This window comes from Streptomyces sp. DSM 42067, assembly GCF_055792885.1.
Map to the genome: position 1 here is coordinate 3,760,142 of NZ_CM147706.1, position 24,432 is coordinate 3,784,573.

14 protein-coding genes and 1 pseudogene are annotated in these 24,432 nt (G+C 70.8%); 11 read left to right on the forward strand and 4 right to left on the reverse strand.

What is annotated here, in order from left to right; all coding sequences use genetic code 11:
* Window positions 1-53: 53 nt before the first annotated feature.
* The 3 genes from prfB to ACSMXV_RS17445 all read right to left on the reverse strand — a co-directional run bounded on the left by prfB (window position 54) and on the right by ACSMXV_RS17445 (window position 4,595).
* Window positions 54-1,160: a peptide chain release factor 2 gene (gene prfB, locus ACSMXV_RS17435; protein WP_181862471.1), complete on the reverse strand. Its 1,107-nt coding sequence runs from the start codon at window positions 1,158-1,160 to the stop codon at window positions 54-56.
* A gap of 227 nt (window positions 1,161-1,387) precedes the next feature.
* Window positions 1,388-2,650, reverse strand: a complete 1,263-nt coding sequence (locus tag ACSMXV_RS17440; RefSeq protein ID WP_473178504.1) for a serine/threonine-protein kinase — start codon at window positions 2,648-2,650, stop codon at window positions 1,388-1,390.
* A 178-nt stretch (window positions 2,651-2,828) separates the two neighbouring features.
* Window positions 2,829-4,595, reverse strand: a complete 1,767-nt coding sequence (locus ACSMXV_RS17445; protein ID WP_473178505.1) for a serine/threonine-protein kinase — start codon at window positions 4,593-4,595, stop codon at window positions 2,829-2,831.
* A gap of 543 nt (window positions 4,596-5,138) precedes the next feature.
* On the opposite strand from ACSMXV_RS17445, the gene ACSMXV_RS17450 reads away from it, so the two are divergent.
* The 4 genes from ACSMXV_RS17450 to ACSMXV_RS17465 all read left to right on the forward strand — a co-directional run bounded on the left by ACSMXV_RS17450 (window position 5,139) and on the right by ACSMXV_RS17465 (window position 13,363).
* Window positions 5,139-9,518 (forward strand): FHA domain-containing protein, encoded by a 4,380-nt coding sequence (locus tag ACSMXV_RS17450; RefSeq protein WP_473178506.1) that lies wholly within the window; start codon window positions 5,139-5,141, stop codon window positions 9,516-9,518.
* Window positions 9,519-9,685: 167 nt separating this feature from the next.
* Entirely contained in the window at window positions 9,686-11,083 is a 1,398-nt protein-coding gene (locus ACSMXV_RS17455) for an ABC transporter substrate-binding protein (RefSeq protein WP_473178507.1), read from the forward strand.
* 7 nt (window positions 11,084-11,090) lie between these two features.
* On the forward strand, window positions 11,091-12,443 hold the full coding sequence (locus ACSMXV_RS17460; protein WP_473178508.1) for a carbohydrate ABC transporter permease: 1,353 nt from the start codon (window positions 11,091-11,093) through the stop codon (window positions 12,441-12,443).
* Entirely contained in the window at window positions 12,440-13,363 is a 924-nt protein-coding gene (locus ACSMXV_RS17465; RefSeq protein WP_473178509.1) for a carbohydrate ABC transporter permease, read from the forward strand. Before ACSMXV_RS17460 ends, ACSMXV_RS17465 begins: the two co-directional genes overlap by 4 nt.
* Window positions 13,364-13,686: 323 nt before the next feature.
* Here the strand turns inward: ACSMXV_RS17465 and ACSMXV_RS17470 are convergent, their stop codons facing one another.
* Complete coding sequence (locus ACSMXV_RS17470) at window positions 13,687-14,574, reverse strand: glycosyltransferase family 2 protein (RefSeq protein WP_473178510.1); 888 nt, start codon at window positions 14,572-14,574, stop codon at window positions 13,687-13,689.
* A gap of 209 nt (window positions 14,575-14,783) precedes the next feature.
* On the opposite strand from ACSMXV_RS17470, the gene ACSMXV_RS17475 reads away from it, so the two are divergent.
* The 7 genes and pseudogenes from ACSMXV_RS17475 (at window position 14,784) to ACSMXV_RS17505 (ending at window position 24,418) form a co-directional block, all read left to right on the forward strand.
* On the forward strand, window positions 14,784-16,679 hold the full coding sequence (locus ACSMXV_RS17475; protein WP_473178511.1) for a methyltransferase domain-containing protein: 1,896 nt from the start codon (window positions 14,784-14,786) through the stop codon (window positions 16,677-16,679).
* Entirely contained in the window at window positions 16,676-18,187 is a 1,512-nt protein-coding gene (locus ACSMXV_RS17480; RefSeq protein ID WP_473178512.1) for a hypothetical protein, read from the forward strand. Before ACSMXV_RS17475 ends, ACSMXV_RS17480 begins: the two co-directional genes overlap by 4 nt.
* A gap of 29 nt (window positions 18,188-18,216) precedes the next feature.
* A pseudogene (locus ACSMXV_RS17485) lies at window positions 18,217-18,507 on the forward strand (sugar phosphate nucleotidyltransferase); the annotation flags it as partial.
* A gap of 218 nt (window positions 18,508-18,725) precedes the next feature.
* Window positions 18,726-19,412, forward strand: coding sequence for a glycosyltransferase family 2 protein (locus ACSMXV_RS17490; RefSeq protein ID WP_473178513.1), 687 nt, complete (start codon window positions 18,726-18,728; stop codon window positions 19,410-19,412).
* Between the two features lie 7 nt (window positions 19,413-19,419).
* A complete protein-coding gene (locus ACSMXV_RS17495) occupies window positions 19,420-19,785 on the forward strand; it encodes a DUF2304 family protein (protein ID WP_473178514.1) in 366 nt (121 codons plus the stop codon).
* A 130-nt stretch (window positions 19,786-19,915) separates the two neighbouring features.
* Window positions 19,916-22,168 carry a bifunctional glycosyltransferase/CDP-glycerol:glycerophosphate glycerophosphotransferase gene (locus tag ACSMXV_RS17500; RefSeq protein ID WP_473178515.1) on the forward strand — a complete coding sequence of 751 codons (2,253 nt, stop codon included), beginning with the start codon at window positions 19,916-19,918 and terminating at the stop codon, window positions 22,166-22,168.
* Window positions 22,169-22,189: 21 nt separating this feature from the next.
* The gene (locus ACSMXV_RS17505; RefSeq protein ID WP_473178516.1) at window positions 22,190-24,418 is read left to right on the forward strand and encodes a bifunctional glycosyltransferase/CDP-glycerol:glycerophosphate glycerophosphotransferase; all 2,229 of its coding nucleotides are present in this window, start codon (window positions 22,190-22,192) and stop codon (window positions 24,416-24,418) included.
* The last annotated feature ends 14 nt before the right edge of the window (window positions 24,419-24,432 follow it).

Below are 24,432 nucleotides of genomic sequence, written 5' to 3' on the forward strand. Positions count from 1 at the left end.
AAAGGCAACTGCCGCTCCGAGAGCGACAGTTGCCTTGTCGACAAAGCGGCAGGTTATTTCTCCTGCTGCTTGCGCCAGCGAATTCCGGCCTCCAGGAATCCGTCGATCTCACCGTTGAACACGGCCTCGGGATTGCCGACTTCGTGTTCGGTCCGCAGGTCCTTGACCATCTGGTACGGGTGCACGACGTACGAGCGCATCTGGTTGCCCCAGGAATTGCCGCCGTCGCCCTTGAGGGCGTCCATCTTGGCCTGCTCCTCCTGGCGGCGCCGCTCGAGCAGCTTCGCCTGCAGAACATTCATGGCCGTGGCCTTGTTCTGGATCTGCGAGCGCTCGTTCTGGCAGGAGACGACGATGCCGGTGGGGATGTGGGTGAGGCGGACCGCGGAGTCCGTCGTGTTCACGCCCTGGCCGCCGGGGCCCGAGGAACGGTAGACGTCGACGCGCAGCTCGGACTCGTCGATCTCGATGTGGTCGGTCTGCTCGACGACCGGGAGCACCTCGACACCGGCGAAGGAGGTCTGGCGGCGGCCCTGGTTGTCGAAGGGCGAGATCCGGACGAGGCGGTGGGTGCCCTGCTCGACGGAGAGCGTTCCGTAGGCGTAGGGCGCCTGGACGGCGAAGGTGGTCGACTTGATGCCGGCCTCTTCCGCGTACGACGTCTCGTAGACCTCGGTCTTGTAGCCCTTCTGCTCGGCCCAGCGCAGATACATGCGCTGCAGCTTCTCGGCGAAGTCGGCGGCGTCGACCCCACCGGCCTCCGCACGGATGTTCACGAGCGCCTCACGGGCGTCGTACTCACCCGAGAGCAGCGTCCTGACTTCCATCTCGTCCAGCGCCTTCCGGACGTCGGCGAGCTCCTGCTCGGCCTCCGCGCGGGTCTCGGGATCGTCCTCCGCCTCGGCGAGCTCGAAGAGGACGCCGAGGTCGTCGATCCGCCCGCGCAGGGCCTCCGCCTTGCGGACCTCGGCCTGCAGGTGGGAGAGCCTGCTGGTGATCTTCTGCGCCTCGTCCGGGTCGTCCCACAGGGACGGCGCGGCCGCCTGCTCCTCGAGCACGGCGATGTCTGCCCTCAGCTTGTCGAGGTCCAGGACGGCCTCGATCGACTCCATGGTCGAGGAGAGGGACTTGAGCTCTTCGGATACATCGACGACTGCCACGCCCTCCAGCCTAACGGCTGGCGCAACGTTCGCTTCCCCCTCTGATGGGGGCCCCACCACTGCGTGGTGCACGTAATACGGTCGGTAGCCGCCGCCCCCTGGTCAGCCCACGTCGTGGTGTACGGCATACGCCAGGTGGCCCGCCGTCGTGGGTTGTGCCCGCCCTTCCCCATTGCATTAAGGGCATGGGAGGCACCCCCACCGGTAGAGGCACCAGCACGGGCCCGTCAGGGGCTGGCCGGCGCCGAGGTCTCCGTGTCCTGGGGCGTCGCGTCCGCGTCGCCCCCCGACGTGGCCACCCACGTCCCGACGCCCACCACGGCCGCCAGCACCACCCCGGCCACCCCCAGGGTGATCCGCCGCCGGCGAGCCGCGGCCCGATGCCGCGCGGACCCCGGCCGCGGCACGCCCGCGGCCCGCGGAGCCCGCGCCGTACCGCGAGCGCCCCCGGCGAGCTCGTCGGGCGCCGGGACCCGCATGCTCGTATGCGTGTCACGGTTCGAGTCGGGCGCAGCCCCCCGCACCAGCGGCACGGCGCCCCGCCGGGCCGCCCCACGGTCCGGGGACGGCGCCGGATCGTCGTACGCCGGTCCGGCCGGCCCGGGCGACGCGTCGGCGTCGTCCGCCGGCTCCTCGTCCGGCTCGTCCACGTCCAGCGGCGGCATCCCCACGAGCAGCGGCAGCTGCTGCCGAAGCAGCGCGCCGAGCTCGGAGGCCCGCAGCCGTGAGGCGGGGGCCTTGGCCAGGCACTGCACGATCAGCTGCCACAGCTCGTCCGGGATGCCCGGCAGCGGGACGACCGTCTCCGTGACGTGCCGCCGCAGCACCGCCCCGGGATGGCCGCCACCGAAGGGCGTGAAGCCCGCGAGCAGCTCGTACAGCACGGTGGCCAGCGCGTAGATGTCCACGGAGGCCGTCGGCGGCAGACCCTCGATGATCTCCGGCGCGAGGTAGTCGGGAGTGCCGATGATCTTCGTGGCACGGGTACGCCGGGGCGTGTCGATGAGCTTGGCCACACCGAAGTCGGTGAGCAGCGCGGGATGCGAGCCACCGGGACCGAGCGGCCCCTGCATGTCCAGCAGAACGTTCTCCGGCTTCACGTCGCGGTGCACGATGCCCGCGGCGTGCGCGGCCGCGAGTCCGTCGGCCACGTCGGCGACGATGGCGACCGCGGCCTCCGGGGCGAGCCGGCGCTCGCGCTCGAGCCGGGTCCGCAGATCCGTCCCGCGTACGAGATCCATGACGAGCGCGAGGTCGTTGCCGTCGACGACCAGGTCGCGCACGCCGACCACGCGCGGGTGGTCCAGGCCGAGCAGCGCGGTGCGCTCCTGGACGAAGCGTCCGACCAGCTCCTGGTCGGACGCGAGGTCCTCGCGCAGCAGCTTGATGGCGACGGGCCCCTCCGGGCCCTCACCCAGCCACACCGTGCCGGCGCTGCCGCGTCCCAGGATCTGGTGGGCGGTGTACCGGCTGCCGATCTTCCGTGCCAAGACTGCTCCTACGGACGCGTGTTGGCCACACTGTGCTCTCCCGGGGGCCGGGCGCAATCAGCGGCTGCCACCGCGGGCCCCGGGCTTCAGCCGACAAAACTACGCGGCCGTGGAGCCAACCTTCACTTCCGAGGAGGAAATCACCCTGCAGATGTCGACAAATCCCCAGACTCGCTCGCTACTGCCCCAGCCACGACTCGAACCCGGACCCCGTTCCCATCCCGGAACCGGACCCGGTTCCGGTTCCGGAGCCTGACCCGCCGCCGAGTTCGCCGACCCAGTCCGAGACCGTGGTGAACCAGTCCGACAGCTGCTGCCAGTAGCCCTTGGTCGTGCCGATCCACTCCTGGAGGGGGCTCAGCTCCCAGATGAGCCAGCCCGCGACGAACAGGATGACCATCGTGAACAGGCACCCCTTGAGGCAGCCGAGGCCCGGGATCCGCATCGGGTTGGCGCTGCGCTGCCTCGGCTGCCGGGGCTCGCGCTCCGGCCGGGGCGCCTGCCGCGGCGGCTCGGCGTACCGCTGGGGCTGGGGCTGGGAGGCAGGCGCGGGGGCGTACCGCTGCGGCTGCTGTCGCTGCGGTGCGTACGGCTGCGGCTGAGCCTGCGGACGCTCTTGCGGCCGCTGCTGCTGAGGGCTCGGCTGAGGGCGGGCGACCTGGCGCTGGGGCCGGCGTCGCAGCGGGTCCTCGTTCGGGTCCAGGTACTGGACCTGTGTCTGCTCGTTGCGGTCGCGGGCCGCGCGCAGCTGGTTCTGCCAGGGGTGCGGGTCCTCGGGTGCCCCGCCGGACGGGCGCTGCCCGCCGGGCTGGTTCTGCGGCATCGACGGCATGACGGCGGTCGGATCGGGCGCGCCCCGGTTGGGCAGGGCGGCGGTCGGGTCGGCAGCGCCGGAACCGGCGGTGTGCGGCATGACGCTGGTCGCCGCGTTCGGGTCGTACGCACCCGCGTTCGACCCTGCGTTCGCTGCCGCGTTGTTGGGCAGCACCTGCGTGGGGTCGGCGGCGCCGGGGATGCCCGGGACCGTGGCGGGGGACGGGTCGGGCGCGAGCAGGGCGCCGACGCCCTCCGCGGCGGCGATCTGCGCGGAGTTCGCGTGCACGCCGACGCCCTCGGCGACGACGCGCAGCCCGCGCGCGAGGTTCTCGGCGCTGGGGCGTTCGTCCGGGTTCTTGCGCAGGCAGCGCTCTATGACCGTCCACAGGGGGTCGGGGACCGTGGACGGGCGGCGCGGTTCCGCGCTGAGGTGCTGGTGGAGTACCTCCAGGGCCGAGCTGCCGGCGAACGGCGGACGGCCGGTGACCAGCTCGTACAGCATGATCCCCGCGCCGTAGACGTCGACGGCGGAGGTCTGCGGGCGGCCCTCGGCGGACTCCGGCGCGACGTACGCGGGCGTGCCGACGAACTCGTGCGTGCGGGTCAGGCCCGGCGAGTCCGCCAGGCGGGCGATGCCGAAGTCGGTCAGCATCGGGTGCATCTGGCCGCCCTCCTGCTTCAGCAGGACGTTGGCGGGCTTGAGGTCGCGGTGCACGACGCCGTCGGCGTGGCTCGCGGCCAGCGCGTCGGCGACCTGGGCGGTCAGCAGGGCCGCGGCGACGGGGCTGAACGGGCCGTTCTCACGCAGATAGCGATGCAGGTCCGGGCCGTCGACCAGGTCCATGACGAGGGCGAGCAGGTCGCCCTCGACGACGAGGTCGCGCACCCGCACGATGTTCGGGTGCGTGAGCCGCAGGAGCACGGAGCGCTCGCGAAGGAAGCGCATCACGACGTCCGCGTCGTTGGCGAGCTCCTCCTTGAGGACCTTGATCGCCACAGTCTCGCCGGGCTGGCCCGGCACGGCCGCTTCTGCGCCCGCGGTCTCCCGCTGGCGGGCTCGCCAGACGGTGCCCGTGGCGCCGCGTCCGAGCGGCTCCTCGAGCAGGTACTTGCTGCCTACCGGCCGCACGTCATGCGCTCCCTGCTTGCTACTTGCCCTGGCTGGTCTGTTGCTCGCACTGGTGTGCTTGCTTCAGCTTGCTTGTGCCTTTTGTGCTTGCTCTGCTGGTCTGTGCTCGCCCGTCCGGCTGCCCTGACGGCTTCGGAAGGGGACTGACCCTGGCGGTCCCAGCGTTCCGATCCACTGTAGTGGGACCGACCGGAGCTCCGGCCTGTCGACTTCCTGTGGTTCTCGTTGCACTCCTCTCCTGTGGTCCTCGTGGCACTCCTCCCCGAGCCGCCTCCATTTGTGGTGGGGAAAGACGCGTCGCCGGGGGTGTTGGTTGCCGGGATCACCCCCTGGGCGATCCCAAGCGGACACCGGCTGCGGTACAGGGCGGGTACTTTTGCGGGCAGAGCCGACCAATCAAGATCACTTACGGGTGGTCGCCGGGCGTGTTGTCGGTGGCGGGTGCGAGGATGCCTCCAGTACTGGCCGACGTGCCCGTGTGCGGTGGGGGGAATCACAGCGCAGCCCCGTGCCGGGTGCCCGCAGAAGGGACTGCTGACGGCGATGCAGATCCGGCTGACCGTCCTGGGGCCGCGACCCGAACCGACGGGCCGCGCGGCCGCGTGCGACGTGCTGGTCACCGCACCGGCCGGGACCGCACTCGCCGAGGTGGCCTCGGGCCTGGCGGCGGCGGTCGCGGGCGGCGACGGTCCCGCGGTGCTGTACGCGGGTGCGGAGCGGCTCGACGCGCAGCGCTGCACGCTGGGCGAGCCGCCCCTGATCGACGGTGCCGTGCTCGCGCTGGGCTCTCCCGCCGACCCCGGCCCCGAGTTCGAGGGCGCCACGGCCCAGTTGCACGTCGTCGCCGGGCCGGACGCGGGCGGCGTCCATCTGTTGCACGGCGGCCGGATCGACATCGGCCGCTCCGCGGACGCGGACGTCCCGCTGGACGACCCGGACGTGTCACGGCTGCACTGCGCCGTGACGGTCGCCGCGGACGGCGGCGTCTCCGTCACGGATCTGGGCTCCACGAACGGCACGACGGTGAACGGCGCGCGGATAGACCACCGCCCGGTCCGCCTCGCGCCCGGGGCGCTGCTGCGCCTGGGCGAATCCGCCCTCCGCCTCGCACCGATGGGCGACGCGGCGCCCGCATTGCCGACGACGCCGGACGGAGAGGGCCACGTGCGGGTGCGGCGTGCCGCCGGGGCTGCGGCGAGCGGGGACGGGGGCGACGGCATGCGCGCGGCGGGCGCGGGCAGCGGCGAAGGGCTGAGGGGAGCGGCTGCCCGGGGCGGCGGCCGTACGTCGGGCACGGAGAATGCCTCGGGTACGGCGAATGCGTCGGGTACGGCGAATGCGTCGGGTACGGCGCACGGGTCGGGCGTGGCCGGTGGGCAGGGCGCGTTCGACGGCGCGTTCGACACGGCGGGCACACGAGACGGGTCCAGCACCTCTTCCGGTACGGCGACGACAGGGGTCCCGGGCGTGTCAGGGGACTCCGGCATGCCAGGCGCCTTCGACGCCGCGCACGCGCGCGTGGCCGACGGGCCGCATACGGCACAGGTTCCCGCCGGGGGCCGGGGCGAGCCAGAGCCCTCGGGCGCGACGCACCATGCGTACGGGAAAGGGCCGCAGGACCAGGACAGGGGCGCGGCCGACGGCAGGCAAGCCACGTACGGAGAGGGATCGGCCGGAGCCTGGACCGGCGCGTACGAACGGGGTGCGGCGGAGACCGACCGCACTCGGCGTCCGTACTCGCAGGACGGGACAGGGAGCGACCTCGGCTCGGGCTCGGCGGGCGGCTCGGGCTCGCCGAGCGAAGGCGCCGGTCACGGCGCGTACCCGGCGGACCGGGCGGGGAGCGGCCCCCGCGGTCGGAGCCAGGCCGGTCCCTATGAGTCCGATGCGGGACCGGCTGCCCGGCGCGAGAGCGCGTTCGGGCGTACGGACAGCGACACGGATCCCGACCAAGAGGTACCGCCCGTCGTGCCCGGCCAGGGCGGACCGCCCGATGAGCGCACGCGTAAGGGCACGCCCACACGCGGCACGACGGTGCCGCGGAGCCCGCGCAGGCGCGGAGGGTTCACGGCCTGGGCCCGGCGGCTGGGCCGCGGCCGGGACGACCACGGCCGGGCCTCGGGCCGCGCTGACGAGACATCGCCGCAGCAGCGGACGCCCCTGGGCTCCTCCACACTCGAGCCCTGGCCCGACCCGGCCGCGCTGCTGCTCACGGCCCTCGGGCCCGGACCGCGGCTGTGGGAGCGCGAGCCGGACCATCCGGAGGCGCTGGTGGTGCGCCTCGGCACCGCCGACCGCCAGGCTCCGGGGGGCTCGGGCCTGCTTCCCGCGGTGCCCGTGACCGTCGGGCTGCGGGAGGCCGGTGCGCTCGGCCTCGCGGGCCCGCGCGAGCGGCTGTCCGGGCTCGCCCGGTCCGTGATCGCCCAGCTGGCCGCGTTGCACTCGCCCGACGCGCTCGAGATCGTGCTGATCAGCACGGACCGGGCGCGCCCTGTGCAGGAGCGCACCGCCGAGTGGTCCTGGCTGGGCTGGCTCCCCCATCTGCGCCCCGGCCACGGCCAGGACTGCCGCCTGCTTCTCGCGTACGACCGCGAACAGGCCGCTGCCCGTACGGACGAACTCCTCCGCCGCCTGGACGAGCGCCTGCGCGAACACAGGACTGCGGGCCGTCCGCTCAGGATGGGACGCCATTCGCGGGAGGACACGCCGTTCTGGACCGCCGGCAGGCAAGGCGGACTGGACGACGCGGGACGCGCGGCCGGTGGCCATTCGGGCTGGACAGGCCATTCGGGCTCGTCGGACGGCTACCGCCCGGACCAAGGCCCATCGGCCTCATCGACCTCATCTGCTCCATCTGCCGCATCGGACGCATCGGGCCCCGAGGCGGGCGCCCGGCCCAGGCCTGATCACGCCCCCACAGCGGAGGTCCACGGCCAACGCGCCTTCCCTGCCGACACCCGCCCGGGCGCCCCCGACGGGTCCCGGCCCGCACACGACGGCCACGCCGCCCACGACGAGCCCGGTGACTACCACCGACGCGGGCACCAGGCGTACGGGCACGACGCGAACGAGCAGGCCCACCGTGCGTACGGGCACGCCCCCCACCCGGACGGGCGCTCACCGCGCACCGACGACGGTCCCGGACACAGCCACAGTGCTGACGGACCCAGCCACCGCGGGAGTGAGGGCGTGGCAGGCGGGCCTGCCGGTGAAGGGGCACGTCCCGGGCCGTACACCGTGGTCGTGGTGGACGGCGACCCGGGCTCCGCGGCCTTGCGGGAGGCCGTGACCCGGCTCGCCGAGCACGGCGCAGCCGCGGGGATCCACGTCGTGTGTCTCGCAGAGACCCCGGCGGCCTCGCCCGTCTCACCGCTGGCGGACACGTACGAGGCCGCGTGTGCCGAGTCCCCGGCCTTCCGCGCGTGCGGGGCCGTCGCCCTGCTGAGCGGCGACGTGGCCACGGCGCTGCGGCTGCTGCGCACCGTCCGCGGAGAGATCGCCGGGCATGGCACGGTGGCCGCGGTGGACGCGGTGTCGGCGGCCTGGATCGAGCGGTTCGCACGGGCGTTGGCGCCGTTGCGGATGGACGGCGCACCCGGCGGGCGGCACGCGCGCGTGTCCGCTCCGCTGCCCCAAGCGGCCCGGCTGCTCGACGAGTTGGGGCTCGCGCGGGCCACCCCCGCTTCGCTCCTGGCACGTTGGGCGGCCGCCGGCGACAGTCCGGAGGACCTCGGCGGCCGGGCCTGGGCCGTGCTGGGCGCCGGGCCGCGCGGGCCGGTGTGCGTGGACCTCGCGGCCGAGGGCCCGCACCTGCTGATCGACGGGCCGCCGGGCAGCGGCAGGACGGAACTGCTGCGCTCGGTCGCCGCGTCGCTGGCCGCAGCGGAGCGGCCCGACCGCCTCGGCCTCGTCCTGATCGACGGCCGCGACGCCGGCGGAGGAGGAAGCAGCGGGCCCACCGCGGCGGGCAGCAGCGGTACGGGGGCCGCCGGGCGCGGCGACGGGCTGCGGGTCTGTACGGACCTGCCGCATGTCACGACGTATCTGAAGGCCAACGATCCCGTCCGAATGAGGGAGTTCGCACAGTCGCTGACGGCCGAGCTGAAGCGGCGGGCCGAGCTGCTGGGGCGGCTCGGCTTCGCCGAGTGGCACACGTCGCGCGAGGTGTCCGGCCGGATGGTCGCGCAGCGGTCGGCCATGGGGGTTCGGTCGCCGGGGCGGCCGGGGACCTCCGGCGGCGCGCTGGCGTCCGGTACGCAGCCCAGCACCCAGACATCCGGTATCCAGTCCGGCGCCCAGACGTCCGGTACGCCGGCGGGCTCGCAGGCTTCCGGCGATCTCGACACCCCGCCGAGCTCGACACTGCGCCTGCGGCCGGCTGGAGGCCGGGAGCGTCCGGATCCGGGGCCGCCGCTGCCCCGGCTCGTCGTGGTCGTGGACGACGTCGACGCGCTGCTGTCCCCGGCCCTCGGGTCGCCCGGACGTCCCGCGGCCGGCTCGGTCGTACGCGCGCTGGAGGCCGTCGCACGGGACGGGGAGCGGCTCGGCGTACACCTCGTGGCGGCCACCGGGGTCGGGGGGCGCCCTGCGGAGACGGAGCTCGGGCGGTCGGCGTCGCTGCGTATCGCGCTGGACGCACCGTCGGGCGGGGCCGAGGACCCGGCGCCCGGGCGCGGGATCCTGCGCACCGCCGCAGGGCGGGCGACGCCGTTCCAGGCGGGTCGGGTCACCGGACGCATCCCCCGGACCGGGACGCTGCGGCCCACGGTGGTGGCGCTGGACTGGGAGCGGATGGGCGATCCGCCGGCCCGGCGGCCTGTGCGGGAGCTGGGGAACGGGCCTACGGATCTGGCGTTGCTGGCGAGTGCGCTGGAGCGGGCGGCGCGGTCGGTCGAGGCCTCCGAGGTGCCCTCACTGCTGTGAGGGCACCTCACCCATCACGTCTGCGTGGACATCACGACCCCGTCACGATCATCCGCTGGACAGCGCAGGCGCTCTTGCCGGGCCTGAGCGGGCAGGCGTAGACCAGAGCGCACGGGACAGGTCTCGCAAGCACTCGCGATGGAGCGAGGGAAGAGAACGGGGCAGTGATGCACAGCACTCTTCGACAGCGAAAGACGCACCGTACACATACGACGAACCGGGCCGCAAAGACCGCCGCAGCCGTCCTCGCGGGCGCGCTCGCACTCACCCTCACCGCGTGCGGCGGTGACGACGGCAAGGACAAGGAGGGCACGGGCGGCTCCACCAAGGAGACGGGCGCCACCGTCACGCTTCCCAAGCTCGACGGCGAGAGCCTCGAGGTCTCCGCCGTATGGACCGGGCCGGAACAGGCCAACTTCAAGAAGGTGCTGGCCGAGTTCGAGAAGCGCACGGGTGCGAAGGTGACGTTCGTGCCCGCGCAGGACCCGATCATCAACTTCCTCGGTTCGAAGATCGCGGGTGGCGAGCCGCCGGACGTCGCAATGCTTCCGCAGGTCGGCGCCATCAAGCAGGCCGTCGACAAGAAGTGGGCGAAGCCGGTGGGCAAGGACGCCCAGGAGCAGCTCACGAAGAACTACTCACAGGGCTGGCAGGACCTCGGCAAGGTCGACGGCACGCAGTACGGCGTGTACTTCAAGGCCGCCAACAAGTCGCTGATCTGGTACAACACCACGGTCTTCGACAATGCGGGGGCGACGGAGCCGAAGACCTGGAAGGAGTTCCTGGACACCGCGCAGACGATCTACGACTCCGGGGTCACGCCCGTGTCGGTCGGCGGCGCCGACGGATGGACGCTGACCGACTGGTTCGAGAACATCTACCTCTCGCAGGCCGGTCCTGAGAAGTACGACCAGCTCGCCAAGCACGAGATCAAGTGGACGGACCCGTCCGTGAAGGACGCGCTGACCACCCTCGGGGAGCTCTTCGGCAAGCAGGACTACATCGCGGGAGGCGCGGACGGCGCGCTGCAGACCGAGTTCCCCCGCTCCGTCGAGCAGACGTTCACCGGCGGCGACCAGCCCAAGGCGGGCATGGTCTTCGAGGGCGACTTCGTCGGCATCAACATCACGCAGGCCAACGCGGAGATCGGCAAGGACGCCAAGGTGTTCCCGTTCCCGGCCGTCGGTGCCGAGGCGCCCGTCGTCAGCGGTGGCGACGCGGCCGTCCTGCTGAAGGACTCCAAGGCCGGGCAGGCGCTGCTGACCTTCCTCGCCTCGCCCGACGCGGCGACGATCTGGGCGAAGGAGGGCGGCTACCTGTCGCCGAACAAGAACGTCGACCTGGCCTCGTACCCGAACGACGTGCAGCGGGACATGGCCAAGGCGCTGATCGACGCGGGTGACGACTTCCGCTTCGACATGTCCGACCAGGCCCCGCAGGCGTTCGGCGGCACGCCGGGCGCGGGCGAATGGAAGGCGCTGCAGGACTTCCTGAAGAACCCGAAGGACGTGGCGGGCACACAGGCCACGCTGGAGGCGGACGCGGCCAAGGCGTACGGGGACTGACCCGGCGATGACGTCGTCGACGGCGGGAGGCGCGGCGAAGTCGCCGCCGCCTCCCGCACCCCGGAGTCGTAAGAGCGTGACGGGCACGCGCAGGACGGTGGCGGCACTCTTTCTGCTGCCCGCGCTGCTGCTGCTCGGTGCGCTCGTGGTCTACCCGATCGGGTACTCGCTGGTCCGCAGCTTCTTCGACCAGTCCGGCAGCAGCTTCGTCGGGATCGACAACTACAAGGCGCTGTTCACGACCGACGGCATCCGCACCGCCCTCAAGAACAACGTGATCTGGGTTGCGGTGGCCCCGGCCGTCGCGACGGCGCTCGGCCTGATCTTCGCGGTGCTCACCGAACGGGTCCGCTGGGGCACGGCGTTCAAACTGGTCATCTTCATGCCGATGGCGATCTCGATGCTTGCCGCCGGGATCATCTTCCGGCTGGTGTACGAGCAGGATCCGGACCGCGGCTTCGCCAACGCCGTGTGGGTGGGGGTGCACGACACCTTCGCCGAGTCGTCCGCGTTCCCGAAGGCGCACCCGGGCGCGGAGTCGCCGCTGAAGGCGGCGGGCGGCGGCGCGTTCATCACGAAGGAGCCGGTACGGGCCGGTGAACCGGTGGTGCTGCCGCTGGTCGGTGTGGCGCCCGACCAGTTGCCCGACAGCGCGAAGCCGGCGAAGGCCCCGGCCACCGAGCCGGGCAAGGTCACCGGCACCACCTGGCAGGACTTCACGCGCGGCAAGGGCGTGGGCGAGCGCAACGGCGTCGACGCCTCCGAGCTGGGCTATCCCGGCATGAGGATCGAGGCGGTCAAGGATGGGAGGGTGGTGGACTCGGCGCGGGCCGCGGCCGACGGCACGTTCACGCTGTCGTCGAAGGCCGACGGGGCGCAACTCCGCCTGCCGGCCTCGAACTTCCGGGAGCCGTACAACGGGATCGACTGGCTCGGTCCGAGCCTGATCACCCCGGCGGTCATCGGTTCGTACATCTGGATGTGGGCAGGGTTCGCGATGGTGCTGATCGCGGCGGGGCTGGCCGGAGTGCCGCGCGAACTCCTCGAGGCGGCGCGGGTGGACGGCGCCACCGAATGGCAGGTGTTCAGAAGGATCACTGTGCCGCTGCTCGCGCCGGTACTCGCGGTCGTTCTCGTCACGCTGATGATCAACGTCCTGAAGATCTTCGACCTGGTGTTCATCATCCCGCCGGGTTCCTCGCAGGACGAGGCGAACGTGCTTGCGCTGCAGCTCTACCGCTCGGCGTTCAGCGACGACCAGCCCGGCATCGCGAGCGCCATCGCGGTGTTCCTGCTGCTGCTCGTCGTACCGGTGATGCTGTTCAACATCCGGCGGTTGCGGCGGGAGGTAAGGCGATGACCACCCCCAGTGGTGCCGCGCACGATGGTGTGCCGAAAGCCGCTCCCTCGGCAGAGGCCGTGAAGGCGCAGCGGTCGCTCGGTTCGCGGATCGCGGAAGTCCTGAGCGGCGGCTTCGTCCGTGTCTTCCTGATCGTGGTGGGCCTCTTCTGGCTCGTGCCGACGATCGGGCTGCTGCTGTCCTCGCTGCGCACTCCGGCGGACATGAGCAGCAGCGGCTGGTGGAAGGTGCTCTCTCAGCCGTCGCAGATCACCTTCGACAGCTATCAGCGGCTGCTGGAGAACGACACGATCACGGGCTCACTGCTCAACACCATCTGGATCACCGTCCCGGCGACCCTGCTGGTCGTCGTGATCGGCTCGCTCGCGGGCTATGCCTTCGCCTGGATGGAGTTCCCGGGGCGGGACTGGTGGTTCCTACTGGTCGTGGGGTTGCTGGTGGTGCCGGTCCAGGTCGCGCTGCTGCCGATCGCCAAGCTCTTCGGCGACATCGGGATCTTCGGCTCGATCATCGGCGTGATCCTCTTCCATGTGGGATTCGGCTTGCCGTTCGCCGTGTTCCTGCTGCGGAACTTCTTCGCGGAGATCCCGCGGGAGCTGCTGGAGGCGGCGCGTCTGGACGGCGCGGGTGAACTCCGGCTGTTCGTACGCGTCGTGATGCCGCTCGGCGGCCCCGCGATCGCCTCGCTCGGGATCTTCCAGTTCCTGTGGGTGTGGAACGACATGCTGGTCGCGCTGATCTTCGCCGACTCCGGCAGCCAGCCGATCACGGTCGCCCTGCAGACACAGGTACGGCAGTTCGGCAACAACATCGACGTGCTGGCGCCGGGCGCCTTCATCTCGATGGTGATTCCGCTGGCGGTGTTCTTCGCGTTCCAGAAGCAGTTTGTTTCGGGGGTTATGGCGGGGGCGGTCAAGTAACGCAGGGGCCGGATGGTTGCGAGGGGCGCGCGGTGAGGCGCGCCCCTCCGTACTCAATTCGGCTTCCTCCATACGCCGCATCCTCGTATCCGCTCATCTCGGCAACTCGTTTCCGGGCAATATGCAGCAGTCGTCCGCAGATATCGTGCTGTATCCAGGCACACGCCGCCCGTGCCCAGGGCCGCTCGGCAGCCCCCTTTCTCTTCTTCCGCGCGGGGCATACGTGGAACTGGGGCTGTTGATGGCCGTCACGGTGCTGTCACATGCGATCACCGCGGCCGGGGCGAGCACGCCGAGTCCTCACTACCTGAGTCCCGTGAGCCTCACCCGAACGCATGTCTGAGCAACCCTGGCACCGCTGCCCGGGAACCGGCTCGAAGAGCTGTGGGCAGCACCGCCAGTGCATGCAGGCGGGAGGTGAGATGGCGGTCGGCTGCCCGCCGTGCCCGATGCCAGCCACGGCGGGCAAGGCGGTCGGCGATCTCGGTGAAGAAGCGGCGCTCCTCCTCGAAGCGGCGACCGTCCACCGCGCACGCCGAAGAGACGCTGAGCCCATGGCGGCGGTACTCGAAGGAGACGCGGGCGTCGACTGCGAGCTGCCCGCCGTCCAGCAGGACGTCCATCACCAGCGCGAGGTCCTGGACGACCGAGAACTCGGTGCGGAATCCGAAGGATCGGATGACATCCGTGCGCCAGCAGATGGACGGGAAGTAGAGCCAGTTGCCGTGCAGCAAGCTGGACACCAGCGGCTCACCGGCAAGCAGGGCCCGCTTGCCGTCGCCCCGACGCTGCCAGCGTTTGATGCGGTCGCCGAGCGGCTGAATGGGCGCGCCGGCGCCGTCCACCACCCGCACTCCCGGCTGCACCATGGCCGCGCCGGGAAAGCGCTCCAGGGTCTCGGTGAGAGCGTCGAGATAGCCGGGGAGCAAACGGTCGTCGTTACCCATCACCACCAGATGGCTGCGGTCGGCCCATTCCAGGCAGCGGTTGAAGTTCCGGGTGATGCCGAGGTTGGTCTCGTTGCGGCGATAGCGGATGCGGCGTGAACTGCTGAGTGCGGCGAGTCCGGAGGCCAGATCCTCGTTGTGCCCTCCGTCGTCCACCACGGTCAGCCGCCAGCCCTCGTGGCGTTGGGCCAGGACGCTGTGGACGGCTTCGTACAGCATCGCAGTGCCGCCGTAGTGAGGGATGAGGATGTCGAACTCGGGCATGGGGCACGGCTCCTTGGATCCTCGAGGAAGGGCGAAGGCCAGGCCCTACGTCTCAACGAGCCCAGCGACACTCAAGTCACCCTGCTTTAAGGCCATTCGAATGGTTCACGTAGATAGCCCCATCTTGGCCCTCTTCTACGCGATTACGGTGGATACCGCGCCCAAGTTCCCCGGCGGCCGGAAGAGACAGCAGAGAGACGAGCGGCTTCGTGCACCTCCGCGCACTCACCCCATACAGCAGCACCACACTGGTCGGGGCTGGGACACTGATCAACGCCGCGGCCTCGTACGGACAACTGGCCCTCACCGGACGGGCTCTGGGGCGAGAGGCCGGAGCCTCGTTCTCTGTCCTCTGGGCGATCGTCTTCACCGTGGGCATCGGCCTCTTCTTCCCACTGGAGCAGGACGTGACCCGGGCGGTCGCGGACCGGCACGCACGGGGTGTCGGTACGGCGCCTTTGGTGCGGCGGGGGGTGACGGGTTCACTCGGACTGGCCTGCGCGACGCTCACCCTGCTGGCGCTCGGGGCCGGTCCCCTCGCCGACGCACTGTTCGCCGGGGACCTCGGTCTGGTGGCCGCACTCGGCGGCGCCGTGTTCGGGCTTGCCTGCGCGCATGGAGTACGGGGGGTTCTGGCTGGTCTGGGGGCTTTCTCCGGGTACGGTGCCCAGCTGGCCGTCGATGCGGTGCTGCGCCTTACGGTGACCGGCGCGCTCACGGTCACCGGGCACGGCTCGGCCCTGGCGTATGCGCTGGCCCTCACCGTCGCGCCCGTGATGGCCTCGCTGGCGGTACTGCCAGCGGCTCTGCGTCGTATCAGGCCTGGCCCCAGGCCTCTGCGGGGGGAGCTTGGGGCGGCCGCAGGGCTTCTTGTCGTCTCCGCGCTGCTCGCCCAGGCCGTGGCCAATGCCCCGGTCGTCACCGTGCGACTGCTCGCACCGGACCGGACCGCGCTCGCCTCGGCGCTGCTGTGCGCGCTCGTGCTGGTACGCATCCCGCAGTTCCTTGTCGCCTCGCTGCAGTCCTCGCTGCTTGTGCGGTTGACCCATGCCTCTACGCGGCATGACCCGGTCGGCTTCCGTCAAGCCCTGTTGATTCCCGCGGCTCTGGTCACCAGCGTTGCGTGCGGCTGGATGCTGCTGTGCGCATTACTCGGCCCCACGACGCATGTACTTTTCGGCACCGAGCCGGTTTTGCACACCGCAGACTTCTTGCTCCTGGGCCTCGGCTCCACCGGGTTCCTGCTTGCCTTACTACTCGGCAACGCAACGCTCGCCGCCGGCCGCCACCGCACCCAGATGGTGGCGTGGTCGTGCGGTTCATGTCTGCTCCTGGCCGCCCCTGTGCTGTCCGACGACGTGCTACGGGGCGCGGAGCTCGCGTTCACGGCCGCTGCCTGGGCTGCCGCCCTCGTTCTTCTGCTCGCCTCCCGCCCTCTACTCGCGTCCGAAGCCCAGGAGATCCCTGCCATGTCAGACACCCCGTCCCATTCCTCGTCGGACTCGCCGCCCGGCATTTCATCGGCGACCGCCGACACCTCCTACACCCAGCGGCTCGTCCGGCTCGAACGGCAGGGGCTGAAACGGCTGTTGCCCATCCAGGCTCCGTATCGCTGGAATCTGCGCCGACTGCGGCTCGGCCGGGTTCTCGACATCGGCTGCGGAGTCGGACGCAATCTCGCCCACTGCCCCTCCGGCAGCCTCGGCGTGGACCACAACCAGCACTCGGTGGCCATCGCCCGGGCCCGCGGCCTGGACGCCTGCACCCCGCAGGAGTTTTTCGCCGGGCCTCACGCGACGCCTGGAGCCTTCGACAGCCTGCTGTCCGCACATGTGCTGGAACACCTGGAGGAAGGGCAGGCCGAGGAGCTGCTGAGCACTTATCTTCCGTACGTACGCGAGGGCGGATCCGTTGTCCTGATCACTCCACAGGAGGCCGGCTTCCGGAGTGACACGACGCATCTGCGGTTCGTCGACTTCGCGCTGCTGCGCACGCTGGCACAGAGACACGGGCTGACGGTGCGGCGCACCTACTCATTCCCCTTCCCGCGACCGGTGGGCAGGGTCTTCAAGTACAACGAATTCGTCCTGGTGGGGACCGCGTGAAGGCGACCGCTCTTACCCTCTGGTCACGCGTACCGGCCGGGCTGCGGCTGCCGCTCGCGGTCTTCCTCGTCTGCCAGGCCTGCTGTCTGCTGTGGTGGGCTGCCTTCTACCCCGGCCTGATGACCAAGGACTCGGTGGTCTTCGTCTGGCAGGTGACCACCGATCATTGGCGCTCCGACCACTCGGTGCTCTACAACTCCCTGGTCTGGCTGACCCTCAACACCACCGGGGACCTGGCAGCGCTGACCCTCCTGCAGACGGTCGCGATGTCCGCGGTGCTCGGCTATGCCTGTGCAAGCCTGCGCGCGCTCGGCGTACGAGGGCGATGGAGCGCACCCGCCGCCGTGGCCTGCACTGCTCTTCCGCCGCTCGGGTCGTTCACCGTCTTCCTGTGGAAGGACGTACCGTTCACGATCTGCGCGTTGCTGGTCTTCGCGGTGGCGGTACGGCTAGTGGCCAGGCGGTCGCGAGGGATGTGGAGCGGCCGTCTGCGACGTTCCGAACTCCTCTTGCTATGTGCCGGGTTCCTCGGTGTCGACCTGTTCCGCAACAACGGCTTCCCGGTCTCGGTCGTCGCCGCACTGGTCCTGCTCCTGGCTCTTCCGGGAGCCCGGCGCGTAATCGCCTCACTCGCCGCTGCCACCACGGCCGTGACCCTGCTGCTGATGCTGGTGGTCTATCCGGCGGTCGGCATCCAGCAGCCCAGCAGGGGAGCGGTCTACTCCCTGCACTACGCCGACCTCGCGGTGACCTACGCGCGGCAACCGAGCCTTTTCACCCCTGCCGATCTGCGGCTGATGTCCAAGGTGGCTCCGCTCTCGCACTGGCGCGGCCCCGGCTCCACCTGTTATGACTCCGACCCGTTCGCCTGGAACCCCGCGCTGAACAAACCCAATGCCGACCGGCTTGCCGAACCGCTGGTGCGGTTGTGGTGGCGCACCCTCCGCAAGGCTCCCCATGAGGTGGTCGGGGCCAGGCTTTGCCGGGGACACATCGCCTGGGCCGTGTTCCCCGGGCCGCAAAGCGCAAGGGGCACGACACGCATCTACAGCACGTCGATCCCGGCGCACCTGTGGGGGTACACCGAGTCCGATGCCGAAATGAGGAACTACCGACCGGTCCTCAGGGCCCGGCCCCTGTCCCAGACGCTCCATCAGGCTGCCGTCTTCGGCTACGACCTCTTCCGCGTCCCGCAATTGGAATGGCTTTTCTGGCGCGGTGCCATCTGGTGCTACGCCACCTATGCGCTCACCGTCCTGCTCACCAGGGCCCGCCGCTGCCGCGCCCTGCTCGCCCTGGCGGGCATCACCCTGGGTGTGCAACTCACCGTTCTCGCCGCGAACCCCGCTCCGCTCTTCCGCTACATGGTCGCGCCCATGTTCATCGGCATGCTCTGCCTGTCGCTGATCCCGGCTCTGCGTGGCGCTGGAGTTCCCGTCGTCCCGCCCCGGGCCCCCGGAGCGTCGCCATCCACCACCTCACCGAAACACGTGGAACCAGTCCCATGAAAGCACTCGTACTCTCGGGAGGTTCCGGCAACTTCATCGTGGGCGGTATCAGCGGCCTGGTCGACGGTTTTCGCCGCACCCGTCCGGACGCCGGCATCCTGCTCACCCGGGTCCCCGACCCGAGCCGCTTCGGTGTCGCCGAACTCGATGGGGCCGGCCGGGTCTGCCGGCTCGAGGAGAAGCCGGAGCAGCCGCGCTCTGATCTGGCGCTGGTCGGCGTCTATCTCTTCACTCCGGCCGTGCACCAAGCCGTGCGGGCCATCAGACCTTCCCAGCGCGGCAAGCTGGAGATCACTCATGCACTCCAGTGGCTGATCGACGGATCGAGTACTCGATCGTGCTGAGCGGCTCCGCGATCCGCCGGACAGCCGGTCGCCGTCCCCCGAATGCCTCAGCCGAAGTAACTCCCTAGCCACACAGCCGTTTCAGGGCAGTGTGCGCGTGTCGGCCCATAGAAGTGCAAGGCGCCGCAGGTGGCCCGTCGCCTCAGCTCACGTTCCACGGCCTATGCCGCTCAGCGACCCGAGGAGCACACGCCATGCCCCTGCACTACGACGACACCTGGGTGGTGATTCCGGTCTTCAACGAGGCCCCTGTCATCGCCGGGGTCCTGAAGGAAGTGCACGGCACCTTCCGCAACATCGTGTGCGTCGACGACGGCAGCCATGACGACTCGTTCCGGAAGATCCTCTCCTGCGGGGCGCATCTGGTGCGCCACCCGGTCAACCTCGGCCAGGGAGCGGCGCTGCAGACCGGCCTGGACTATGCGCTGTCCCAGCCTGGTGCTCGATGCTTTGTGACGTTCGACGCCGACGGCCAGCACCAGGTCGCCGATGCGTGCAGGCTGGTGGACACGGTGGCGCTGGACGAGGCTGATGTGGCCCTGGGCTCCCGCTTCCTGTCCAGCACACAGAGGGTGCCGCTGCTCAAGCGGGTGGTGCTGCGTACCACGGTCGCGGTGAGCCCGGCGGCCCGGCGGCTGCGGCTGACCGATGCTCACAACGGCTTGCGGGTGTTCAACCGCCGTGCTGCCTCGCAGGTACGCATCACTATGAACGGGATGGCGCATGCATCGGAACTGGTCGCGTTCCTGGCCCGGTCCCGGCTGCGCGTCCGGGAGGTCCCTGTCTCCGTGGTCTACACGGACTACTCACGGGCCAAGGGGCAGTCACTGCTGAACGGAGTGAACATCCTGTGCGATCTGGCGATCCGCTCCAAGGGGTGACGGCACCATGCTGATCCAGGTCCTCCTGCTGCTCGCCGCGGCGGGCATGCTGGTCCTGTTCGTGCGCGGCTGGTCCACCGCGCGCACCAGGGCCTGGAAGCGGCTCGGCTTCCTCGCCTTCCTCGCGGCCAATGTGGATGCGGTGCTGCGGCCGGAGGACACCAGCCGGGTCGCTCATCTGCTCGGTGTGGGCCGGGGTACCGACCTGCTGCTGTACCTGCTGGTGGTCACGTTCGCGTTCGTCACGCTCAACACCTACATGCGGTTCAGGGCGTACGAGCGCAAGATCACGGAGCTGACACGGAGCATCGCCCTCGACCAGGCCACGTCCCGCACAGAACCGGGTGTCCCGAGTCAACAGGTCCGGCAGTGAAGCGGGTTGCTGACGCACCGGCCCGGGCCATCGGCTCGGTCACCGTCCCCCGCATGCCACATCCGACGTAACTCACCCGCTTCATCCGTCGTTTCCGGACAATATGCCGCTGACGACCCATGGATGTGCCGTGCCCCGGTTCAGTGTGATCGTCCCCGTGTACAAGGTGCAGGCCTACCTGCACGCATGCCTCGAGTCCGTACTGGACCAGTCCTTCACGGACTTCGAGCTGATCGCCGTCGACGACTGCTCACCCGACGGCAGCGGCCCCATCGTCGACGAGTTCGCGGCCCGCGACCCGCGCGTCACCGCGGTCCATCTGCCGGAGAACGTCGGCCTGGGTCCGGCCCGCAACGCCGGTCTCGAGCGCGCCACCGGCGAGTACGTGATCTTTCTGGACAGCGACGACTCCCTGACGCCGGAAGCGCTGCAGGCGATCTCGGACCGGCTCAAGGACACGGATGGTCCCGACGTCCTGCTCTACGACTACGTGCGGACCTACTGGACCGGCAGGACGGTCCCCAACAGTGTCGCGGACCAGCTCGCCGAGGCGGGACCCGCGGTGTTCACGCTGGCGGACCGGCCGGGCCTGCTGAAGGTCCTGCACGTGGCCTGGAACAAGGCCTACCGACGTGAGTTCCTGAAGCGCGGCGGTTTCGCCTTCGCGCCCGGCTACTACGAGGACGTCTCCTGGACGTATCCGGTGCTGCTGACCGCCGAGTCGATCGCGGTGCTCGACCGGGTCTGTGTCCACTACCGGCAGCGCAGGCAGGGCGCGATCACCAGTACGCCGGGGAGCAGACACTTCGAGATCTTCGACCAGTACGACCGGGTCTTCTCCTACCTGGACGCGCACCCCGAACTGGCCGAGTGGCGGCCCCTCGTCTTCCGCCGGATGGTCGACCACTTCAGCACGGTGTTCACGGCGCGCGGCCGGGTGCCGCGCGCCAGCCGCGGCGCATTTCTGCGCCGAGCCCGCACCTACTGCCGCCGCTACCACGCCCCCGGCGCAGCTGCGCCCTTCCGCACCAGGATCCGTCACGCTCTCGTCCGCACGGGCGCGCACCGCACGTATCGCGCCCTGTGCTCCGCACGGGCGCTCCAGCGCCGGCTCCACCGCGTCGCCGTTGCCGCACACCATGCCGTCCGGGCGGCCGCGCTGCAGGTCCACTACCGCGCCCAGCGGTGCCTTCCGCTGCGCGAGAACGACGCGGTGTTCTCCGCGTACTGGGGCCGCGGCTACGGCTGCAACCCGGCGGCGATCGAGGAGAAGGCCCGCGAAGTGGTGCCCGGCATCCGCACCGCCTGGATCGCCGATCCCGCGCACCACCACACGGTTCCGACGGCCACGCGTCGCCTCACGCCCGGAACGGCCGCGTACTGGACGGCGCTGGCCCGCTCCAAGTACCTGGTGAACAACGTCAACTTCGACCGCAGGCTGGCCAAGCGCCGGGGGCAGGTGTTCCTGCAGACCCAGCACGGCACCCCGCTCAAGCACATGGGTCTCGACCTGCTGGACCGGCCGGGGGCCGTCGGCGACACCGATGTCCGGCGCACGCTCGCCAACTGCGACAAGTGGGATTACGTGCTGTCCGCGAACCGCCATTCCACGCTCGTGTGGGAGCGGGTCTACCCGGCGGCCTACACCACGCTCGAGTACGGCTATCCGCGCAACGACGTCTACCAGCGCGCCACGGGCCGGGACGTCGCCCGGCTGCGGGAGACCCTCGGCATCCCACGGGACTCGGTCGCGATCCTGTACGCCCCGACGCACCGGGACTACCGCCGCACCCAGCGCCACGCGGTCGATCTGGACCGCCTGCTCCGCGCCCTCGGCCCCAGCTTCACGGTGCTGACCCGCGCCCACCACCTCTACGGCACCCCGCTCGCGGGCGAATGCTCCTCCCGGCTGGTCGACGTCTCGGACCACCCCTGCGTCGAGTCCCTCTGCCTGGCGAGCGACGTCCTCCTGACGGACTACTCGTCGCTGATGTTCGACTACGCCAACCTGGACCGCCCGATCGTCGTGTACGCCGACGACTGGGCCGCCTACGAGGCCACTCGCGGCACCTACTTCGACCTGCGGAGATCCGCCCCTGGCGCGATCGCGTTCAGCGAGAACGAGCTGATCGACGTCTTCGCGACCGGCGAGTGGCGCAGCCCGCACTCCGCCAAGCGGCGGGCCGCCTTCCGTGAGCGCTTCTGCCCGTACGACGACGGGGCCGCCGCCGAGCGGGTCGTACGGCACGTCTTCCTCGGCGAGACGGCGGGCCTGCCGCCCGTCGTACCCCTGGAGAGGCGGCAACCGGCGACGGTGCCCACGGCTTTCGGACCGCGGCAGGAGCCGCGGTCATCGGTGCTTCTGACGACCGGCCCCGCGTAAACCCGAGCGAATGAGGGTGACTTGTCCCGCTTCAGCGTTGTCGTTCCCACCCATGAGGTCGCGGGGCGTCTGCCCGGCTGTCTCGACTCGGTGCTCGGCCAGACATTCACCGATGTGGAGCTGATCGCCGTCGTCAGCGCCCCGGACGAGCTGTCCGGATCGATCGTGGCCGCACGCGCGGACGCCGATCCACGGATCAAGGTGGTGCACTCGCCGCCGTCCGACGGCCTGCCGGGCGCCCGCAACGCCGGGATCGCCGCCGCCGAGGGCGAGTTCCTGCTCTTCCTCGACGGCGACGACACGTTCGTACCGGACGCCCTGGCGGCCGTCGACGCCCGGCTGAAGGAGACCGGCGACCCCGATCTGCTGATCTTCGACCACGAGCGGGTGCACTGGTACGAGGGCGGCAGGGGGTCGGCCCTCAAACGGCTGTGGAAGGACGTGCCGGCCGAAGCCGTGCCGGTGGAGCAGCACTCCGCTCTGCCCGACGTGCTGGTGCCCGCCTGGAGCGCCGTCTGTCGGCGCACCTTTGTGATCGGGCACGAACTGTCCTTCCGGCCCGGCATGTTCACCGACATGGAGTGGAGCGTGGCGGGCGCGCTGCGCGCCGACCGCATCGCCCTGCTCGACCGGATCTGCGTACGCCACCTGCTGCGCCGCCAGGGCAGCAGGAACCGCGCTCCCGGCGCCCACCACCTGGACCTGCTCGACCGGTTCGAGGCCGTGATGCGGCAGGCCGTGGATCTCAAGCCGTACGCGCCACTGCTCGGCAGGCTGTTCGACGGGATGGCGGAGGAGGTGCTGAAGACCGCGGCGTCCCCGTGGCGGCTGCCGGAGTCCACGCTGAGGCGGCGGTACTTCAAGCGGGCGAGCCGCCTCTACCGGCAGCACCGCCCCGTCGGCCACCCGCGGCCCAGCGGGCCCCTGGGACTGCAGCACGCGCTGCTGGCGTCCGGCTCACACGTGGCGTTCCGCGCGCTGCGCGGCACGAAGCAGGGACTGGACAGCATGGTGCAGCCCGCCCAGAACCGCCTCCAGCGACTGCGGCGGCGGCATGACCACCCGTACAAGGCGTTCCTCAAGCAGCCGGTGGACGCGAACCTCGCCGTCTTCTCCGCCTACTGGGGCCGCGGCTACACCTGCAACCCCGGCGCCGTCGAGGCCGCGGCCCGGCGCCTGGCCCCGCACATCAGAACCGTCTTCCTGGTGGCCGAGGACAGCGCGGCGCAGATGCCGGACGGCGTGGAGAGCGTGGTGATCGGCAGTCCGCGCTACTGGGAGGTGATGGCCACGGCCAAGTACACCTTCAACAACGTCAACTTCGAGATGGCGATCCGCAAGCGGCCCGGCACCGTCCATGTGCAGACGCAGCACGGCACCCCGCTCAAGCGGATGGGCGTGGACCAGGTGGAGTTCCCGGCGGCGGCCGCGGCCGCCGGCGATTTCGGCAAGCTGCTGCAGCGCGTGGACCGCTGGGACTTCAACATCTCCTCGAACCGGCACTCAACCGAGGTGTGGGAGCGGGCCTACCCGGGTGCGTACGAGAGCCTCGACGTCGGCTATCCGCGCAACGACGCGTTCTACACCTCGACGGCCGAGGACGTGGCCGCGATCCGGCGGCGCCTCGGCGTACCCGAGGACCGGATCGCCGTGCTGTACGCGCCGACCCACCGCGACTACCGCAGGGACTTCGCCGCCCAGCTGGACCTCCCCGCGTTCTGCGAGGCCGTCGGCGACGAGTTCGTCGTGCTGCTGCGCGCCCACCACTTCTACGAGGACACCCCGGGCCTCGAACAGGCTCTGTGCTCCAGGTCATTGATCGATGTCACGGCGCACCGCTCGTCCGAGGACGTGTGCCTGGCCGCGGACGCGCTGATCACGGACTACTCGTCGATCATGTTCGACTACGCCAACCTGGACCGCCCGATCGTGGTGTACGCCGACGACTGGGACGTCTACCGGGAGACGCGCGGCGTGTACTTCGATCTGCTCGCCGAGCCGCCAGGTGCCGTGGCTCGCACCCAGGACGAGCTGACGCGTGTCTTCCTCAGCGGCGAGTGGGAGAACGAGCGGACGGGGCGGCTGCGCGCCGCGTTCCGAGAGCGGTTCTGCGAGTTCGACGACGGGCGGGCCGCGGAGCGCGTGGTCCGCCGGGTCCTGCTCGGCGAGCCGGCCGATGCCCTGCCGCCCGTCGTTCCGCTGCGGGAGCGCATCCCCGCCCCCGCCGCCCGCCGTGTCCTGCAGCACTGAGCCCGCCCCGAGCC

What these genes read in the sequence shown, in the direction of transcription:
- ACSMXV_RS17450 (WP_473178506.1), top strand. Translation starts at nt 5,139, where the DNA reads ATGCAGATCCGGCTGACCGTCCTGGGGCCGCGACCCGAACCGACGGGC.
- ACSMXV_RS17455 (WP_473178507.1), top strand. Translation starts at nt 9,686, where the DNA reads ATGCACAGCACTCTTCGACAGCGAAAGACGCACCGTACACATACGACG.
- ACSMXV_RS17460 (WP_473178508.1), top strand. Translation starts at nt 11,091, where the DNA reads ATGACGTCGTCGACGGCGGGAGGCGCGGCGAAGTCGCCGCCGCCTCCC.
- ACSMXV_RS17465 (WP_473178509.1), top strand. Translation starts at nt 12,440, where the DNA reads ATGACCACCCCCAGTGGTGCCGCGCACGATGGTGTGCCGAAAGCCGCT.
- ACSMXV_RS17470 (WP_473178510.1), bottom strand. Translation starts at nt 14,574, where the DNA reads ATGCCCGAGTTCGACATCCTCATCCCTCACTACGGCGGCACTGCGATG.
- ACSMXV_RS17490 (WP_473178513.1), top strand. Translation starts at nt 18,726, where the DNA reads ATGCCCCTGCACTACGACGACACCTGGGTGGTGATTCCGGTCTTCAAC.
- ACSMXV_RS17495 (WP_473178514.1), top strand. Translation starts at nt 19,420, where the DNA reads ATGCTGATCCAGGTCCTCCTGCTGCTCGCCGCGGCGGGCATGCTGGTC.